Origin of the sequence: Streptomyces sp. AN091965 (assembly GCF_022698285.1) — a bacterium.
Taxonomy (GTDB): domain Bacteria; phylum Actinomycetota; class Actinomycetes; order Streptomycetales; family Streptomycetaceae; genus Streptomyces.
In genome coordinates this window covers 8,065,322-8,083,278 of record NZ_JALDMY010000001.1, presented here as the reverse complement: position 1 = coordinate 8,083,278, position 17,957 = coordinate 8,065,322, and the positions used below count along the sequence as shown (strand labels likewise).

At 74.7% G+C, this 17,957-nt stretch carries 15 protein-coding genes; 7 read left to right on the top strand and 8 right to left on the bottom strand.

Features of this window, described 5'->3' with window-relative positions; all coding sequences use genetic code 11:
* Nucleotides 1-10 precede the first annotated feature (10 nt).
* Nucleotides 11-898, bottom strand: coding sequence for a GNAT family N-acetyltransferase (locus MQV74_RS34180; RefSeq protein ID WP_242726745.1), 888 nt, complete (start codon nucleotides 896-898; stop codon nucleotides 11-13).
* 191 nt (nucleotides 899-1,089) lie between these two features.
* Between MQV74_RS34180 and MQV74_RS34175 the strand changes: the two genes are divergently transcribed.
* Together MQV74_RS34175 and MQV74_RS34170 are read left to right on the top strand one after the other, a co-directional pair.
* Nucleotides 1,090-2,181, top strand: coding sequence for a medium chain dehydrogenase/reductase family protein (locus MQV74_RS34175; RefSeq protein WP_242726742.1), 1,092 nt, complete (start codon nucleotides 1,090-1,092; stop codon nucleotides 2,179-2,181).
* Nucleotides 2,182-2,480: 299 nt separating this feature from the next.
* The gene (locus MQV74_RS34170; protein ID WP_242726738.1) at nucleotides 2,481-4,442 is read left to right on the top strand and encodes an ATP-binding cassette domain-containing protein; all 1,962 of its coding nucleotides are present in this window, start codon (nucleotides 2,481-2,483) and stop codon (nucleotides 4,440-4,442) included.
* Here MQV74_RS34170 and MQV74_RS34165 read toward each other — a convergent pair.
* From MQV74_RS34165 to MQV74_RS34150, 4 genes are all read right to left on the bottom strand, one after another.
* Entirely contained in the window at nucleotides 4,423-6,357 is a 1,935-nt protein-coding gene (locus MQV74_RS34165) for a helix-turn-helix domain-containing protein (RefSeq protein ID WP_242726735.1), read from the bottom strand. The two genes, MQV74_RS34170 and MQV74_RS34165, sit on opposite strands and share 20 nt — an antisense overlap.
* Nucleotides 6,358-6,413: 56 nt before the next feature.
* Nucleotides 6,414-7,898 (bottom strand): MFS transporter, encoded by a 1,485-nt coding sequence (locus MQV74_RS34160; protein WP_242726733.1) that lies wholly within the window; start codon nucleotides 7,896-7,898, stop codon nucleotides 6,414-6,416.
* A 117-nt stretch (nucleotides 7,899-8,015) separates the two neighbouring features.
* Nucleotides 8,016-8,813: a 3-hydroxybutyrate dehydrogenase gene (locus tag MQV74_RS34155; RefSeq protein ID WP_242726730.1), complete on the bottom strand. Its 798-nt coding sequence runs from the start codon at nucleotides 8,811-8,813 to the stop codon at nucleotides 8,016-8,018.
* 113 nt (nucleotides 8,814-8,926) lie between these two features.
* A complete protein-coding gene (locus tag MQV74_RS34150) occupies nucleotides 8,927-9,955 on the bottom strand; it encodes an extracellular catalytic domain type 1 short-chain-length polyhydroxyalkanoate depolymerase (protein WP_242726728.1) in 1,029 nt (342 codons plus the stop codon).
* Nucleotides 9,956-10,227: 272 nt separating this feature from the next.
* Here MQV74_RS34150 and MQV74_RS34145 point away from each other — a divergent pair, with 272 nt between their 5' ends.
* Nucleotides 10,228-10,659: a VOC family protein gene (locus MQV74_RS34145; protein ID WP_242726725.1), complete on the top strand. Its 432-nt coding sequence runs from the start codon at nucleotides 10,228-10,230 to the stop codon at nucleotides 10,657-10,659.
* 48 nt (nucleotides 10,660-10,707) lie between these two features.
* Here MQV74_RS34145 and MQV74_RS34140 read toward each other — a convergent pair whose 3' ends face one another.
* Nucleotides 10,708-11,532, bottom strand: a complete 825-nt coding sequence (locus MQV74_RS34140) for a S1 family peptidase (protein WP_242726723.1) — start codon at nucleotides 11,530-11,532, stop codon at nucleotides 10,708-10,710.
* A 219-nt stretch (nucleotides 11,533-11,751) separates the two neighbouring features.
* The gene (locus MQV74_RS34135) at nucleotides 11,752-12,639 is read right to left on the bottom strand and encodes a hypothetical protein (RefSeq protein WP_242726720.1); all 888 of its coding nucleotides are present in this window, start codon (nucleotides 12,637-12,639) and stop codon (nucleotides 11,752-11,754) included.
* Nucleotides 12,640-12,832: 193 nt separating this feature from the next.
* Between MQV74_RS34135 and MQV74_RS34130 the strand changes: the two genes are divergently transcribed.
* The 4 genes from MQV74_RS34130 (at nucleotide 12,833) to MQV74_RS34115 (ending at nucleotide 17,271) form a co-directional block, all read left to right on the top strand.
* The gene (locus tag MQV74_RS34130) at nucleotides 12,833-13,789 is read left to right on the top strand and encodes a metallophosphoesterase family protein (RefSeq protein ID WP_242726718.1); all 957 of its coding nucleotides are present in this window, start codon (nucleotides 12,833-12,835) and stop codon (nucleotides 13,787-13,789) included.
* Nucleotides 13,790-13,910: 121 nt separating this feature from the next.
* Nucleotides 13,911-15,158, top strand: a complete 1,248-nt coding sequence (locus MQV74_RS34125; RefSeq protein WP_242726716.1) for an MFS transporter — start codon at nucleotides 13,911-13,913, stop codon at nucleotides 15,156-15,158.
* Nucleotides 15,158-16,135 (top strand): TolB family protein, encoded by a 978-nt coding sequence (locus MQV74_RS34120; protein ID WP_242726713.1) that lies wholly within the window; start codon nucleotides 15,158-15,160, stop codon nucleotides 16,133-16,135. Before MQV74_RS34125 ends, MQV74_RS34120 begins: the two co-directional genes overlap by 1 nt.
* Nucleotides 16,136-16,185: 50 nt before the next feature.
* Nucleotides 16,186-17,271 (top strand): S1 family peptidase, encoded by a 1,086-nt coding sequence (locus MQV74_RS34115; RefSeq protein WP_242726711.1) that lies wholly within the window; start codon nucleotides 16,186-16,188, stop codon nucleotides 17,269-17,271.
* Nucleotides 17,272-17,310: 39 nt separating this feature from the next.
* Here the strand turns inward: MQV74_RS34115 and MQV74_RS34110 are convergent, their stop codons facing one another.
* Nucleotides 17,311-17,778, bottom strand: coding sequence for a hypothetical protein (locus MQV74_RS34110; RefSeq protein ID WP_242726709.1), 468 nt, complete (start codon nucleotides 17,776-17,778; stop codon nucleotides 17,311-17,313).
* Nucleotides 17,779-17,957 lie beyond the last annotated feature (179 nt).

The window sequence follows — 17,957 nt, the reverse complement described above, 5'->3', positions numbered from 1 at the left end:
CGCGCGCCCGTCAGCCCAGCTCCAGGGTGGTGATCCCGAACACCTTGTCCCGCGCGAACTCCCGTACCGGACCGGTGTACATGCGGGCCGTCGCGAACGTCGGCTTCATGCCGCGGGCCTCGGCGAGGGCGACCGCGGGCGCGTGGGACTCGGGCACGTCGATGGAGACGAGCGCCCCGTCGAGATCGGCGGTCAGCGCGTCCAGGAGCGCTTCGGCGTCCGCGCGGGTGTCGGCGAACAGCGGCCCGATCCGTACGCCGTCACGCGCCGGGCGCACCACCCCGTACCCGGTGACGCGGCCGCCGTCGACGCAGGCGAACGCGCGGTGGCCGGGCGTGCCCAGCCAGGCGGCGAGGAACCTCGGCCGGTCCGCGGGGTAGCAGGAGCCGTCGTACGCCAGCAGGGCCTCGTGCCCGACCTCGGCGGCGGGGCGCACGTGCGCGGGCACCGGTCCGGACGCCGTCGCCGGGCCGACGTAGCGCATGGTGTCGTGGCGGTGTGCGAAGCCGGAGCGGCGGTAGTTGTCCTGCTGCGCCGGTACGCCGTCCAGGCCCACCGTGCGGTCCCCGGCGTGCGCGAGCGCGGCGCGCCAGGTGGCGATGCCGTGGCCTCGGCCGCGGGCGTCGGGGCGGACGAGGTAGAAGCCGAGGAACGCGTACGCCGCGCCGTAGTTGACCACGGAGACCGCCGAGACCGGCTCGCCGTCGACGCGGCCGATGAAGAAGCCCTCCGGATCCTGGGCGAAGAAGGACTCGGCGTCCCGCAGCCCGGGGTTCCAGCCCTCGTCCGCCGCCCAGCCGGTGACGACGCGCCAGTCGTCGGGCGTGGCGGTGGCGAGCGCGAGCCGGCCGGGGGCGTGCTGTTCGGGGGTGAGCTGGCCGGGGGCCGGGTTCTCCATCGCCGCACCTTCCTTGGACGGGTCCCACGCGGTTCGCGTACGCGCGGCCCTCCCATCCTGCCCCGCGCGGGCCGCCGCGGATCGGCCCGGTGGGCATCGCCCTCCTTGACGGCCTCCGCGGTAGAGGTGCATGCTTACGTTAGAGCTTATAACTACAGCGTGCACCTGACTCCTGCGAAAGAGGACCACCCATGGCCAAGACCACCTCACCCACCGCCCCGGCCGTGGCCACGGCCACCGAGGTCGTCCTGCCCGGCGTCGTCGAGCCCGACGGGCTCACCGTGCGCCGGCGGCCCGGCCCGGCCCCGGCGCCGGGCCGGGCGCTGCTCGCCATGGAGGCCACCGGCGTCTCCTTCGCCGAGCAGCAGATGCGCCGCGGCAAGTACTTCGACCAGCCGCCGTTCCCCTTCGTGCCGGGCTACGACCTGGTGGGGCGCGTGGTGGCCACCGGGCCCGGCGTCGATCCCGCGCTCGTCGGGGGCCGGTTCGCCGCGCTGACCAAGACCGGCGGCTGGGCGAGCCACGTCGCGGTGGCCGCCGCCGACCTCGTGCCCGTACCGGAGTCCGTCGCGTCCGCGGACGCCGAGACGCTCGTGGTGAACGGCGTCACCGCCTGGCAGATGCTGCACCGCACCGCGAAGGTCCGGGCGGGCGACACCGTCGTGGTGCTCGGCGCGAACGGCGGCGTCGGCTCCGCGCTCGCGCAGCTCGCCCGGATCGCGGGCGCCCGCGTCCTCGGCACCGCCTCGCCCCGCCACCACGACGCGCTGCGCCGGCTCGGCGTCACGCCGGTCGACTACCGCGACCCCGAGCTGTACGGACGTCTGCGCGGGCTCGCGCCGGACGGGGTGCGGGCGGTCTTCGACCACGTGGGCGGCGAGGGGATCGTGGAGTCGTTCCGGCTGCTCGCGCCCGGCGGCACCCTCGTGTCGTACGGCACGGCGTCCACCCGTGACGTGGCGGGGTCGTCGAAGGCCCCGGTCCTGAAGCTGTTCGCGCGCCTCGCGCTGTGGCAGGCGCTGCCGAACTCCCGGCGCGCGCACTTCTACAACATCTGGGCCGGGCGGCGCCGCGCCGACGCCTTCCGCGCACGGCTGCGCACGGACCTGGAGCAGGTCTTCGCGCTCCTTGCCGACGGCAGCCTGACCGCGCAGGTCGCCGCGCGCGTGCCGCTGTCCCGGGCGGCCGAAGCCCTGCGCCTGGCCGAGTCCGGCACCGTCACGGGCAAGGTCGTCCTGGTCCCGGACGCGGCCGCGCCGCAGGGCGATGCCTCCGACACGTGACCGCCGCACGAGCGCACTTCGGGCCCTGACTACCGCCATTCCAGGCCGATTTCACCCCATCCCGCGCAGATTGTGCCCGCAGTACCCCGCCGGGGCCGCTCCCCGGGGAAGGTGGTCCCAGCACCCAACGGGACCACGGACACCGGGGAGGCAATGTGCGGCAGCACCATCCAGCACGAGCCCGCGCGCGCAAGCGGCGGCGCGACCGGGAGGGCGAGGGCCTCACCCCGCCGCCCGGGCACGCACCGCCCGAACAGCTCCTCTTCGGGGGGCGGTTGCGCAGTGCGTGGGGATGGACCGTGCACGAGGGTGCGCAGCTGAGGACGTCGTTCTTCACCATCCTGCGGCAGATTCCCACGCTCATCGGACACACGGCCGTCCTCGGCTGGCGGGCCGACCCGATCGCCCTGGTGGTGGTCGCGGTGGCCCAGCTGGGCCAGGCCGCCGCCACCGCGTTCGGTCTGCTCGCCACCAACCGCGTCCTGGTGTCCCTGTTCGCGGCGGGCCCGACGGCCGACCGGGTGCAGGACGCGGTGCCGTCCCTGCTGGGGGTCGCCGCCGCGAGCGCCCTCGCGGCGACGCTGCGGGCCGTGTCCTTCGCGGCCTCGGGCCGGCTCGGCCCCAAGGTGGAGCGCATCGCGGCCCTCTCCATGCTCAAGCACGTCATCCGGGTCGAGATGGAGCACATGGAGCGCGCCGACTTCCACGCGGCCCTCGACTCCGGGCAGCACGGCCAGACCGCGGCGCGCCGCCTCATCGAGCACACCCTCGGCATCGTCGAGGCCGCGATGGCGCTCCTCGCCGTCAGCGGGGTCCTCGCCGTGCTGCACCCGGCGCTGCTTCCGCTGCTCGTCGCCGTGGTCGTGCCGAAGGCGTGGGGCACGGTCCGGGCGGCGCGCCGGACGTACGAGTCGGTGCAGGTGTGGCTGGAGCACGTGCGGCAACTGGGCGCCCTGCGCAGGCTGCTGATCTCGCAGGACGCGGCGCCCGAGCTCCGGGTGCACGGCGCGGGCCCCTTCCTCCTCGACCAGTTCGACAGGATGGCGGCCCAGGCCTCGGACGAGCAGACGCGCCTGGCACACCTTGAGGCCAGGACCGACCTCGGCACGTCGGCCCTGTCCGGCCTGACGGCGGCGGCGACGTACGCCCTGCTCGCCTGGCTCCTGACGCACGGCCACATGCCGCTCGCCTCGGGCGCGACGGCCGTGCTCGCGCTGACCAGCGGCACGGCGGGGCTGCGGCGCCTGGTGACGAACATCCACCACCTCTACGAGCAGAGCCTGTTCATGACGGACCTCATCCGGGCCCGCGAGGAGGCCAGGCGGCGGGCCATCCCGGCCACGGGCGCGGCGGTGCCCGAGCCGCCCGCCGAGATCACCTTCGACCGGGTGACGTTCCGCTACCCCGGCCGTGAGCGGGACGCGCTCGACGGTGTGTCCCTCACCGTCCGCAAGGGCCAGGTGATCGCTCTGGTCGGGGCGAACGGCTCCGGCAAGACGACCCTCAGCAAGCTCCTCGCGGGCCTGTACCTGCCGTCCGCGGGCACGGTCTCCTGGGACGGCACCGATCTGCGCGCACTGGCGCGCGACGACGTGTTCGGGCATGTGGCGCTGGTGCCGCAGGACTTCCAGCGGTGGCCGTTCACGGCCCGCGCCAACGTGGCGATCAGCCGCCCGGCCGAGTTCCACGACGCCGCCCGCCTGGACGCGGCGGCCGCGTACGCCGACGCCCACCGCGTCCTCGACGAACTCCCGCACGGCTGGGACACCTTGTGCGAGAAGGGCTACGAGGGCGGCGTCGACCTCTCCGGCGGGCAGTGGCAGCGCGTCGCCCTGGCCCGCGCCTACTTCCGGGACGCGGCCATCCTCATCTGCGACGAGCCCACCAGCAGCATGGACCCGGCCGCGGAGATCGACGCCTTCGACAAGATCCGCGCCCTGGCCTCGGCGGACCAGACGATCGTCCTGGTCACGCACCGGCTGCACAGCGTCAAGGAGGCCGACGTCATCTTCGTCCTGGCGGAGGGCAGGCTCGTCGAGCACGGCGACTTCGCCACGCTCATGGCCACCGACGGGCCGGGCGTCTTCCGGGAGCTGTTCGAGCTCCAGTCGCACCAGTACCGCACGGACCCGGTCGGCACCGGACCGGGGCGCGCGGAGGAACCGCTGCCCGCGGGCACCCTGGACGGCGTGCCCGCGCAGCCGCGCAGGGACCGCGCGGCCAGGCCGGACGGGGCTTCGGCTAGCGGCTCAGGCGGTTGAGCCGCAGGGCGAGTTGGAGCTCCAGGGCGCGGTCGGGGGTGTTCCAGTCGGCGCCGAGGAGCCGGGCGGTGCGCTCCAGGCGCTGCACGACGGTGTTCACGTGGACGTGCAGCACGTCCTTGGCGCGGGACAGGCTCGCGCCCTGGTCGAAGTAGGCCTCCAGGGTGCGGACGAGGTCGGTGCCGCGCCGGGCGTCGTAGGCGAGGACGGGCCCGAGGACGCGCTCCACGTATCCGGCGACGTCCGTACGGTCGCCGAGCAGGACCCCGACGAAGCCGAGGTCCGGCAGGCTCGCGCCCTCGCCCGCGCGGCCGAGGGCGGTCAGGGCCCGCAGACAGCGCCGGGCCTCGGCGTGGGCGGCGGGCAGCCGCGCGGGCCCGGTGGCGGGGCCCGCGGCGCCGACGGTCACCGGGGCGCCGAGCGCCTCGCCGAGTTCGGCGGCGAGGCGCTCGGCGAGCGGGCCCGGCGCGGCGGTGGGGGCGAGCAGCACGACGTGGCCGCCCTGCGGGCCCGCGAGGCCGCGCAGGGTGCGGGCGTGGCGTATCGCGCGGGCGGCCAGGCGGGCGCGCAGGTCCGGTTCGCCGTGCAGGACGAGCACGGCGGTGGGCTCGGTGAGGTCCACGCCGAGGCGGCGGGCGCGCAGGGCGAGGCGTTCGGTGCGGCGCGGGTCACCGGCGTGTGCGGCGGTGAGCAGGTCGTCGAGGAGTTCGCCGCGCACCCGGTCCTCGGCCTCGGCCACCGTGCGGCGCAGCAGGAGCAGCAGTGCCGTGTCGAGGCTGGCGCGCTCGAACAGGCGCCGGTCGCTGTCGGTCAGGTCGGGGCGGCCGCCGAGCGCGATGCTGCCGAGGAGTTCGGGCCCGGCGAGCACGGCGGAGACCCAGACCCCGTCGACGGGCACGGCGCGGCCGCCGGAGCGGGACGCGGCGACGCCGCGCGCGGGCGGGGTCGGCGCGTCGGCGCCCACGCGGGCCAGTTCGGTGCCGTCGGCGTCCTGGATGACCAGGCCGCCGTCGAGGAGCGCGGCGATCTCTTCGGCGACGTCGGCCACGTCGCCGCCGCGCAGCACGATGTCGGTGAGCCGGTCGTGGGTCTCGGCGGCGCGGCGCAGCGCCTCGCTCTGCGCGTGCGCGGTGGCCGTCGCGGTGTTCAGCTCCACGAGCGCGGCGCGCGTCTCCTCCAGGAGGCGGGCGCCGTCGATGGCGACGGCGGCGTGGTCGGCGAGCGAGGCGAGCAGCGCGATCTGGTCGGGGGTGAAGTCGCGGGGGCTGCGGTCGGCGGCGTACAGGACGCCGATGACGCGGCTGCCCACGCGCAGCGGCACGCCGAGGATGCCGCGCAGGCCCTCCTCGCCGACGCCCGTGTCGATGGCGCGGGTGTGCTGGAAGCGGGTGTCGACGCGGTAGTCGGCGCTGGCGTAGGGCCGGGCGGTCTGGGCGACGAGCCCGCCGAGGCCCTCGCCCATGCCGAGCCGCAGCTGCTGGAAGGTGGCGGAGGCGCAGCCGTCGGTGACGCGCATGAACGTGTCGCCCGCGGCGGGGTCGTTGAGGGTCAGATACGCGACGTCGGTGCGCAGCAGCAGCCGGGCCCTGCGCACGATGGCGCGGAGCACCGCGTCCAGGTCGGTGAGGGCGGCCAGGTCGCCCGCGGTGTCGAAGAGCGCGGACAGCTCGGCCTCGCGGCGGCGGTGCTGGTCGAGGGTGCGGCGGACGGCGAGGGCCGCGTCGGCGGCCTCGTCGATCAGGGCGAGCTGCGCCCGGTTCGCCCCGGCCGCCCGGGCCGCGGCCGCCGGGCGGGCGAACTGCTCGGCCGGGGCGTGCCGTCCGAGCAGGTCGATGAGTTCCCGCAGGGCCGTGGCGGCGGCGCCGTCCGGGGCGGGTGCGGTGCGGGTGCCGGGGCGGGCGTGGGCGGATGCCATGGGGCGGCTGCCTTCCGACGTGCGGTGGGTCTCCACGACCTCGGCGGCGGGTCGCTTCAGGAGGGGTCGCCGGAGCGTACCGGCGTGGGCGCGCCCGTGGCCTGCCCGCGCGCGCCGGGCTCCGCCCGCGTGCCCGGCTGCCCGGACCCGTCCGGCTCTCCCGGCTCGCCCGGCGCGTCCGGCTCGGCTGGTACGTCCGTCTCCCCCTGCGCGGCCGTCTCCGCGTGGCCGAGGTCCCGCCCCCGGGTCTCGCGGGCGAGGGCCACCGTCACGGTGGTGACCACGGCGGCCAGGCACAGGTACAGCGCGACGGGCGCCGACGACTCGTACTCCTTCAGGAGTTCCACCGCGATGATCGGGGCGAGCGCGCCCGCGACGATGGAGGCGAGCTGCGAGCCCATGGAGGCGCCGGAGTAGCGCACCCTGGTGTCGAACATCTCGGAGATGAACGCGGCCTGCGGCCCGTACATGGCGCCGTGCAGGAGCAGTCCCACGGTGACGGCCGCCGCGATCACGGCGAACGACTCGGAGTCGACGAGCGCGAAGAAGACAATGGCCCACAGCGCCATGCCCACCGATCCGATGAGCGTCACCGGGCGTCGCCCGATCCGGTCGGACAGCGCGCCCCAGGCGGGGATGGCGGCGAAGTGCACGGCGGAGCCGATGAGGACGGCGTTCAGGGCGGTGCTCTTGGGCAGGTCCAGGTGCTTGGTGACGTAGACGAGCACGAAGGAGGTGAGGACGTAGTACGAGATGTTCTCGCCGAAGCGGGTGCCGATGGCGGTGAGGACCTGCCGCCAGTTGGTGCGGAACACCTCGACGACGGGCGTCTCCTCCTTGGCTCCGCGCGCGGCGGCGGCCTCGGCCTTGGCGCGCGCTTCGAGGAACAGCGGTGACTCGCTGACGGAGATGCGGATCCACAGGCCGACCATCACCAGGACGCCGGACAGCAGGAACGGGATGCGCCAGCCCCAGGACTCGAAGGCGGCCTCGGACTGCACGGCGGCGAGCAGCGCGAGCACGCCGGTGGCGAGCAGGTTGCCGCCCGGGGCGCCCGACTGCGGCCAGGCCGCCCAGAACCCGCGGTGCGCGGCGCCCCCGTGCTCGGAGACGAGCAGGACGGCGCCGCCCCACTCGCCGCCGAGCGCGAAGCCCTGCACGAGCCGCAACAGCGTGAGCAGGACGGGGGCGCCGACCCCGATGGCCGAGTACGTGGGCAGCAGGCCCATGGCGAAGGTGGCGCCGCCCATCAGGAGCAGGCTCAGGACGAGCAGCTTCTTGCGGCCCACCTTGTCGCCGAAGTGCCCGAACACGACGCCGCCGAGCGGCCGGGCGAGGAAGCCGATGGCGTAGGTGATGAAGGCGAGGAGGGTGCCGGTGAGCGGGTCGGCGGTGGGGAAGAACAGGTCGTTGAACACGAGCGCGGCGGCGGAGCCGTAGAGGAAGAAGTCGTACCACTCGATGGTGGTGCCGACCAGGCTCGCGGCGACGACGCGGGGCAGGCTCGTGCGCGGGGGCGGGGTGCTGGGCAGGGAGGCCATGGCGCCACTTCCAGGTGTTCGACGGGGACGTGTCCGGGCGGGTCGTGCGGGGCGCTGAGGTGCGGGTGCCGGGGAGTGCGGGGTGCGGGGAGCGCGGGGAGTGCGGGGCCGTCGTGGTCAGGTCGCGGTCCAGCCGCCGTCCAGCGGCAGGGAGGTCCCGGTGACGAACCCGGCGTGCGGGCCGCACAGCCACAGGACGGCCGCGGCGACCTCCTCGGGTTCGATGAGTCGCTTCATCGGGGAGCGGGCCAGGAGCACGTCGCTCACCACGGCGTCGTCGCTGACGCGGTGGGCGGCGGCCTGGTCGTGGATCTGGCCCTCGACGAGGGGGGTGCGGACGTAGCCGGGGCTGACGCAGTTGCTGGTGACGCCGTACGGGGCGCCCTCGACGGCGGCGACCTTGCTGAGGCCTTCGAGGCCGTGCTTGGCGGCGACGTAGGCGCTCTTGAAGGCGCTCGCGCGCCCGCCGTGGACGCTGGAGATGTGGACGGCGCGGCCCCAGCGCCGCGCGTACATGTGCGGCAGGGTCTGCCTCAGGAGCAGGAACGGGGCGGTGACCATGACCTGTTGGATGAGCGTGAACCGCGCGGGCGGGAAGTCGGTGAGCGGGGCGACGTGCTGGAGCCCGGCGCTGTTCACGAGCACGTCGACGGCGGTGGGCAGCGCCGCGATGGCCTCCGCGTCGGCGAGGTCCGCGGTGTGGGCGTGGCCGCCGACGGCGTCGGCGACGGCCTTCGCGGCGGCCGCGTCGATGTCCACGACGTGCGTGTCGGCGCCCGCCGCCGCGAGGGCCGTCGCGCAGGCGCGGCCGATGCCGCTGCCGCCGCCGGTGACGAGGGCGGTGCGGCCGCGCAGGTCCACGGCCGCCGAAGGGGCCCCGCGGGCGCCGGAGTTGAGGTGAGGTCCGCTGGTCATAGCCGGAAACCTAGGGTCGGCGCGGAGGCGTGCCCATGGGGTCGGCCACCACAGTCACCACCGGCTCTGTGGCGTCCGGCTCCATGAGTACGCCTGCGGCCGCACGGCCCGGGTCAGGTGTCGAGGCCCCAGGCGCGGCCGAGGCGGTAGGCCGCGCAGAGGCCGACGTCCAGGAGGTTGGCCCCGGCCGTGCCGCACTGCTCGCCGCCCGTGCCGGGGTCGACGGGCTGGCCGTGCGCCATGCCGGTGATGCCGTACGTCTCCACGGCGGGGGCGCCGTCCGGCCCCCGGAAGACCTGGTGCGGATGGCCCGCGACGGTGTCGGTGACGTCGGGGGTCAGGTCGGCTCCGTGCACGTCGGTCCACTGCTCCGTCAGATCCGTCATGTTGACGGCGTTCACCTTCGGGTCGGCGGTGCCGTGCAGGACGGTGAGCACGGGCCAGGGGCCGCCGTAGCCGGGCCGCGCGGCCCGCACCCGGTCGCCCCACTGCCTCGGGCCGAGCCCGCCGCCGGAACTCATGCACACCCAGGGCGAGGCGGCGGCCTGGGCACAGCCGTACGGGAGCCCCGCGACGACGCCGCCCGCCGCGAACCGCTCCGGGTACGCGGCCATCATCACCGAGGTCATCCCGCCGCCCGCGGAGAGCCCGGTGACGTACACGCGCCGGGGATCGCCCGCGAGGTCGGCGAGGTGCCGGTCGACCATCTGCGCGACGGACGCGGCCTCGCCCCGGCCGCGTGCGGTGTCGGTGGTCTGGAACCAGTTGAAGCACGAGGAGATGTTGTTGACGGGCTGCTGCTGCGGCAGTACGAGGGAGAACCCCCACCGGTCCGCGAGTTCGGTCCAGCCGCTGCCGGTGCCGTATCCGGCGGCGTTCTGGGTGCAGCCGTGCAGGACGACGACCACGGGCCGTCCCGCGGGCAGCCCGTCGGGGACGTAGCGGAACATCCGCAACAGGCCCGGGTTGGTGCCGAATCCGGTGACTTCCTTGACGGCCGCGGCATCGCTGCGCTGCGGCGCGGCGACGGCGGGTGGGACGCCCGGCAGCAGGGCCGGTACGAAGGCGAAGAGGAGGGCGGCGGCCAGGGCGGCTGCGCCGGCCCGGCGGCGGTCGTGCGGTGCGGCTCCGGTCTCGGTCATACGCGGGGACTGTAGGAGCGGCGGTGGTCCCGGCCTATGGGGCGCGGGACCACAACTCGCCAGCGGTGCATGGGGGTTGGGCAGGGGAGCTCGCCCGCGCTGGAGGGCGGTCGGCCGGGCGCAACTCGTCCTCGCCGGAGGGCAGTCGGCCGGGCGCAGCTCGTGCTCGCCGGAAGGGGGCGGCGGGGCCGAGGGTTCGCGGGCGCGGTCCTGGGCAGGAAGAGTCGCAGTGTCAGTTCCGTAACACCCGAACGCTCCTGAAAGGCGGCCCCATGACCGGCCCCGACTCCCCCGCCCCTCGGTTCCACCTGGCCATGCCGGTCGACGACCTGGAGGCCGCCCGACGCTTCTACGGCGGCGTGCTCGGACTGGAGCAGGGCCGCAGCTCGGACACCTGGGTCGACTGGAACCTGCACGGGCACCAGTTCGTCACGCACCTCGCGCCGGAGCGCGCGCCGCGCATGCACAACCCGGTCGACGGCCATGACGTGCCGGTGCCGCACTTCGGCCTGCTCCTGACCGTCCCGGCGTTCCACGCGCTGGCCGAGCGGCTGCGATCGGCGGGCACCGACTTCGTGATCGAGCCCTATGTCCGATTCGAGGGGCAGAAGGGCGAGCAGTGGACGATGTTCCTGCTCGACCCGGCCGGGAACGCCCTGGAGTTCAAGGCGTTCGCGGACGACTCACAGGTCTTCGCCGTCTGACGCCCCCCGCCCGTCGGTCTCCGCCGCGCGTCGCGTCGGCGCCTCGGATCAGCCGTTGCGGCCGATGGCCTGGTGGATCCAGCCCGCGTAGGCGGGCGCGCTGGTGTAGAGCCCCGGGCCCTCGCTGCAGGGCACGCCCGGGGCGCCGGGGCCCGAGGTGACGCCGATGAGTTCCCAGCGCCCCTTGCGGTCCCGCTGGATCTGCGGGCCGCCGGAGTCGCCGTTGCACGCCATGGCCTTCGGCACCCGGCTGATCGTGCACAGGCGGGTGCTGTCGGCGTAGCCGGGCGCGCACTCGGAGACCGCTCCCCTGCGCGTGTCGAGCTCCTGGAGCCGGTCGGGGAAGACCCACTCGGTGGGGTCGGAGGCGTTGACGACGGTGCCGAAGCCCAGGAGCCGCGTCGGGGTGCCGGGCCGCCCCGGCTTGTCGGCGATGCGGATGGGCTTCTCGGCGACCGGGCGGTCGAGACGGATCAGCGCGAGGTCGTTGCGGTTGGGCCCCTCGCCCTCGCCGTTCTTGTACTTCGGGTGGGACACCGTCTTCACGACGTTCCTGACCGTGCCCCCGGACTTCCTCCAGTCGCTGCCGATCCGGACGGTGCCGTCCAGGGTGACGAGGGCCGGGTCCACGCAGTGGGCGGCCGTGAGCACCCACTTCTCGTCGATCAGCGAGCCGCCGCAGACGCCCTTGAGCGTGGGGTCGGCCGTGACCGTCACGGGAATCGACACCATGGCCGGGTAACGCTGGGTGGAGTCCTTCCCGTTGACGATGGCTTCGGCGCTGCCGGTCATCATGGCGGCACACGCCGCTCCGGCGAGGGCCACCGCGGCGGTGCGCGCCACGGTGCGGCGGGAGGACTTGAGGCTGAACACAGGGTCTCCTAGCGGTCGAACATCACACAGTTCGGTCGGGATGCCGCGGTGTCCGATCGGGCTGTGCCGGTCGGACACCGCGACGTGCTCAGCCTCCGCGATCAAGTGGAACTGATCCATCCGGCCAGCGGGCCCATGCGAGGTCGGGCCACCGGGCCCCGCGGGGTCGGGCCACCCGGCCGACGCGGGGTAGGGAGAACCCCCGAACGGCACGTTCCGCTATTCCCAGAGAATTCCGTAGATTCCCGGCGTCGGATTGAATTCGATGTACTGGAAGTGCCCCTGCGCCTCGCCGCCGGACAGCTCGCGCAGGATCGTCTGCGCCGAGCTCTCGGATTCCTGGAAGAAGGCCCGGCAGCGCGCCGGTCGGTAACCATCGTCGAAGACGGCCTCCAGGACCACGTCCCGCGTTCCCCGATGGGCGCGAATCTTGGTGAAACGGTCCGTCTGCCGCGGTGGAAAGGTGATGCCGAACTCCGTCAGGGCCAGACCCCCCGCGCGCAGCGGCGGGTCGAGCAGGAACTCGAAGGCGCTCACGCCCGACTCCGGGTCGCCGCGGAACCGGCCCAGGCGACAGCCCCGGGTCAGCCGCACGCGCGGGGCCTGCGGCAGCCGGGCGTAGCGCGTCACGTAGATCATCCGGGTCGCGCCCGCGGAGCCCCCGGCCAGGACGCGGCTGACGTGCATCACCAGCTCCTGCCCCGCGGCCCCGATGTGCGTGCGGACGCGGTACGACAGCGGCCGGGGCACGGCCAGGTCGATCCAGTCGGCGTCGAGCTTGGCCAGGGTGCGCAGCACCGCGTCGGCCTGGTCGCCCCACTGGCCGCGCAGGGCGGCCGCCGTCTCGGCCGCCACCGGGGGCCTGCCGCGCGGCCTGCGCGGGGGCAGCGCGGCGCGCAGCCGCCCGGGCGGCAGGGCGAGGACCTCTTCCAGGACCGTGACGGCGGCGAGCGAGGCGGCCCTTTCGGGGCGGCTCTGCCCGGTCTGCCACGCGCTGAGCGTGCTGGTGCTGACCGGTGTTCCCCGTGTCCGCAATTCCCTGGCGAGCTGGTCCAGACTAAGCCCGCGCGCGGCGAGGGCATTCCCGAGAGTCCGGCTGAATTCCATGGCGCCGCATGCTATCCCCGGCCCGTCCGGAGTTATCCAGTCCGGTGCGGGATATTCCTGGGCGCTTTCCGGCGGCCGTGGTTCCTTACCGGGCAGCGGCTTCTTCCGGAGCCTCTTCCCCCACCTGTCCCGAGCTTCCTCGTGGGCGTCATCGGCGCCGCGAGGCCGCGCATCCCCCACGGAGGGACCTCTGATGAACCACGTGAAACCCGTCCGCAGAGTCGTCTGGAGCACCGTGCTCGGCGTCGTCGCGGTGGCCGGGCTCGGCGGCGGCCTCGCCGTCTCGGCCCCGCTCCACCCCGACGGCGGGGACGCGGGGCGCGACGCGTCCGGCGCCGTCACCGTCGCGGTCGCGGGCGACGTCTGCGGCTCCGCCTGCGACCAGACCGCACCGCTGATCACGAAGATGAACCCGCAGGCGCTGCTGACCGCGGGCGACAACGCGTACGACTCCGGATCGGCCTCGGACTACCGCCAGCGGTACGCCCCGTACTGGGGCGGGTTCAACAAGATCGTGCACCCGTCGCCCGGCAACCACGAGTACAAGACCAGCGGCGCCAAGGGCTACTTCGACTACTTCAGCGGCAACGGCGTCACGGTCGGCGAGCGCGGCAAGGGCTACTACAGCTTCGACGTCGGTGACTGGCACATGGTCGCGCTCAACTCCAACCTCGGCTCGTCCGCCGACACCGCCCAGCGCCAGTGGCTGGACAAGGACCTGTCCGCCTCCACCAAGCCGTGCACGATGGCCTACTGGCACCACCCCCGGTTCTCGTCCGGCGACCACGGCGACCAGAGCCGGATGTCGAGCCACTACAAGATCCTCACGGACCACAAGGCGGACGTGGTGGTGAACGGGCACGACCACCACTACGAGCGGTTCGCGCCCGCGATGGCCGACGGCAGGAAGGACGCGGCGAACGGCCTGCGCCAGTTCGTCATCGGCACCGGCGGCCGCGCCCTCTACTCGAAGACCAGCACGTCGAAGGGCCCCTCCGAGGTCTTCCACAACCGCACCTTCGGCGTGGGCCAGTTCGACCTGTCGGCGACCGGCTACAGCTTCACCTTCCGCCCCGTCGACGGGCGCACCTTCACCGACTCCGTGTCCGGCACGTGCCACCCCAAGGGACCGTCGGGAGCGGCGCGCTGAGTCGCCGTCCCCGACCGGGCGGATCCGGCGGCTCCGGTCCGCCCGCCGAGGGGCGCGGTCACCCCCACGCCACCGCGCCCCTCCGCTCTCCCCGAGCCCTTGGAGTGTGAGGAGTGTGTCGATGTATCTCGCACAGACGCGGGCGGCCGACGGCGCCCGCCCCCGGGCCGACCCGCCGCGGTCGCGCGGCGCGCGGGCCCGGGTACCCCCCACCGTGGTCGCGCTCGGCGCGGTCAGCCTCGTCACCGACGCGTCGGCCGAGATGGTCACCGCGGTCCTGCCGCTGTACCTGATGTACGGCATCGGCGTCGGCTACCTCCAACTCGGCGCCCTCGACGGGCTCTACACCGGCGCCACCGCGCTGCTCCGGCTCGGCGGCGGCTACGCGGCGGACCGCCTCGGCCGCCCCAAGGCCGTCGCCGCCGTCGGCTACGGCCTGTCCGCCCTCACCAAGCTCGGTCTTCCCTGGGTCGGCACGTCGGCCGGCAGCGTCGGGCTGCTGCTCGCCGCCGACCGCACCGGAAAGGGCCTGCGGACCGCGCCCCGCGACGCGCTCATCACCGGTGCCACGCCCGAGGAGCACCTGGGCCGGGCGTTCGGCGCGCACCGGGCGATGGACGCGGCGGGTGCCCTCCTCGGCCCGCTGTTCGCCTTCGCCGTGCTGCTCGCCGTCCCCGGCGACTACGACGCGGTCTTCGTGGTCAGCTTCTTCCTCGCCGTGGCCGGGGTGGTGCTCCTGGGCGTCTGCGTACGGCCCGACCGCGTGCCGTCCGCACCGGGCAGGACCCGGGTCACGCGCGCGTGTCTGACGGCGCTCGGCGCCCGGGACGTTCGCGGGGTGGTCCTCACCTCGGGGCTCCTCGGCCTGGCGACCGCCGGTGACATGTTCCTGTACGTCGCTCTCCAGCAGCGGACGGACCTGCCCGCGCGGGTGCTGCCGCTCCTTCCGGTGGCGACGGCGCTGGTGTTCACGGTGGCGGCGGCGCCGCTGGGGCGGCTCGCCGACCGCGTCGGCCGCTGGCGGCTCTTCCTCGCCGGGCACGGGGTCCTGCTCGTCGCCTACGCATGCGTGGCCGCCGCACCGGCCGCCGTGGCGACGGCCGTCGTGGTCCTCGCCCTGTACGGGCTGTTCTACGCCGCCACCGACGGCGTGCTGATCGCGCACGTCGGGCCCCGGCTCCCGGTGCGGGCGCGGACGACCGGGCTCGCGGTCGTCCAGACCTCCCAGGCGCTCGCGCGGGCGAGCGGCGCGGTGGCCTTCGGGGCGGTCGCGGCCACCGCGGGCCTGGCCCCGGCCTTCGCCGCCTTCGCGGTGGCCCTGCTGGTCGTCGTGGCGGTGGCCGCGGCCCTGTCGAGAAGGAGGAAGTGATGACGCGCGCACGGACCTTGCTGGGCGTGCTGCTCACCGTGGTGCTGCTCGTGACGGCCGCCGCGTACGTCCTGTGGCGCCGCGGCGAGGCGGCGGCCGCGCAGGACGGACTGCACCTGCGCCTGGACCGCCACGGGACCGTGGTGTACGTCGACCGCGACCGGGTCCGGCAGGTGACCCCGCGCGGTACGGCGATCGGCGACGGCCCCACCTGCCAGCGCGCGGCCACCGCCCGGTCCACCCTGATCTGCGTGCGCACCCGCCCCGGGCCGCTGTCCGCGCAGTCCGCGCAGGTCCGCGTCTACACCGGCGGCGCGCGCGAGCCCGAGGTCACGCTGCCCGTGTGGGGCGCCCCGAGCCGGGCCCGGGTCTCGCCGTCCGGACACCTGGTGAGCTGGACCGTGTTCCGCACCGGCGACTCGTACGCCGTGCCCGGCCGGTTCTCCACCACGGCGGGCGTCTACGACCTGCGCGACGGCCACCACTACGGCTCCCTGGAGGACTTCGAGCCGATCGTCGACGGCGAGCGCTACCGGGAGCAGGACGTCAACTTCTGGGGCGTCACCTTCGCCGCCGACGACCGCACCTTCTACGCGACGATGGCCTCCAAGGGCCGCACCTGGCTGATGCGGGGCGACCTCGTCCGGCGCACCCTGACCGCGGTCCGCCGCAACGTCGAGTGCCCGTCCCTGTCGCCGGACGGCCGGCGCATCGCGTACAAGAAGCGCACGGAGCACGGCCGTTGGCGTCTGCACGTGCTCCGCCTCGGCCGCGGCGCCCGCCCGGTCGTGCGCGCGGACGTGGCGCTCGCGGAGACCGCACACGTGGACGACCAGCCCGCGTGGCTGGACGACGACACGCTCGCCTACGCCCGTCCGGTCGACGGCACGCCCACGCTCTTCACCGTTCCCGCCGACGGCTCCGGCCGCCCGCACCGGTTCGCCGCGGGCTCGTCCCCGACCCCGGCCACCGGCTGACCCCCCGTCTCCGACCGTCCTTGTTCTTCCCACCCCCACGGAGGATTGTCATGTTCAGATCTAGTCGGCCGTCCCGGCGCGCGGTGCTCGCCGGGTTCGGCGCCGCCGCCCTGCTCGGCACCGCGATGGCGGTGCCGCACGCGACGGCCTCGCCGCGGACGGGCGCGGACGCGCCCGAGCGGCTCGCCGCCCCGGCGGCCGCGGAACTCGCCGGGGCCCTGCGGGGCGAGCTCGGTGCGCGCTCGGCGGGCAGCTACTACGACGCCGCGCACCGCGCCCTCGTCGTCAACGTCCTCGACCGGGCGGCCGCCCGGCAGGCCGAGGAGCACGGCGCCCGGGCCCGGATCGTGCGCCACTCGCTGCGGGAACTGGGCGCCGCCCAGCGCGTCCTGGAGCGGCGGGCCACGATCGCGGGCACCTCCTGGTCGGCCGACCCCAGGAGCAACCGGGTCGAGGTCGTCGCCGACCGCACGGTCAGGGGCGCCGCGCTCGCACGCCTCCGCGCGGTGGTGGACGGGCTCGGCGACCGGGCCTCGCTGCGCCGCGTCCCGGGCGAGCTCGCGCCGAGCCTCTCGGGCGGGGACGGCATCCGGCGCAGCGGCGGCGGCTGCTCGCTCGGCTTCAACGTCGTCAAGGACGGCAAGCCGTACTTCCTCACCGCGGGCCACTGCGGCAAGGCGGGCTCCGTCTGGTCCCCGACGAGCGGTTCGGCCGTGGGCACCATGGAGGACTCGCGCTTCCCCGGCGACGACTTCGCCCTGGTGCGCTACACCGCGAACACCGCCCACCCCAGCGAGGTCAACCTCTACAACGGCACCGCCCAGCCCATCACCAAGGCGGGCGAGGCGATCGTCGGCCAGAAGATCCAGCGCAGCGGCAGAACCACACAGCTGCGCGGCGGCGAGGTGATGGCGCTCGACGCGACCGTGAACTACCAGCAGGGCACGGTCAAGGGCCTCATCAAGGCCGCGGTCTGCGCGGACCGGGGCGACAGCGGCGGCTCGATGTTCGCGGGCGACACCGCGCTCGGCCTGACCTCGGGCGGCACCATAGGGTGCGGCGGCGGCCGCAAGGGGCCCATGTACTTCCAGCCCGTCACCGAGGCCCTCACGGCGTACGGAGCGGGCATCCACTAGGGGGCCGGGGCCCGCGGGTCACCGCGGGCCCCGGCCGGACTACACCCAGTCGCCGCACCACACGTAGGCACCCGCGCTGTTGACGGAACAGGCCCTGATCCTGAGGTCCTTGATCTTCACGCCGGGGTCGGTGTGCAGACTGGTGTGCACTCCGCTGTCGCTCGTGTCCTTGACGGTGTTGAGGGTACGGACGACCGGTTTCCAGGTGCCGCCGCTCAGAGCGGAGTAACCGGCCTCGATGCGGGAGTCGTTGCCGTCCCCCCTCTTGATGTCCCACAGGTTGCCGTAGACGGCGCCCTTGCCCGTCTCCCAGTCCACGCGGGCCACGATCCGCGCGCCCTCCGTGCCGTGGTTCGGGGTGATCACCTGCCTGGAGTTGGCGTAGTGGGCCTCCCCCTCGGCCCAGTGCTCGGGCGCGGCCGCCGCGGGCGACACCAGGGTCACGGCCGCGAGCGCGGCTCCGGCCAGCGGCGCGAGGACGCGCGTGGACACCTTGGTGAACGTCATGGATCCCCCTTCTCCGCCCCGGCTGACGGGGCCTGTGCTGCACGGGCGGCCCACCCAAACACGCGGCCACCAGGCTTGTCATCGGCTATAGGGGGTTGCGCACCTGTCACCGTGCCGATCTCGCCACCCAGGGGCCCGGGAGGGGTTCGCGGCCCGCCGCAGGAGCGCGTCACCCCTGG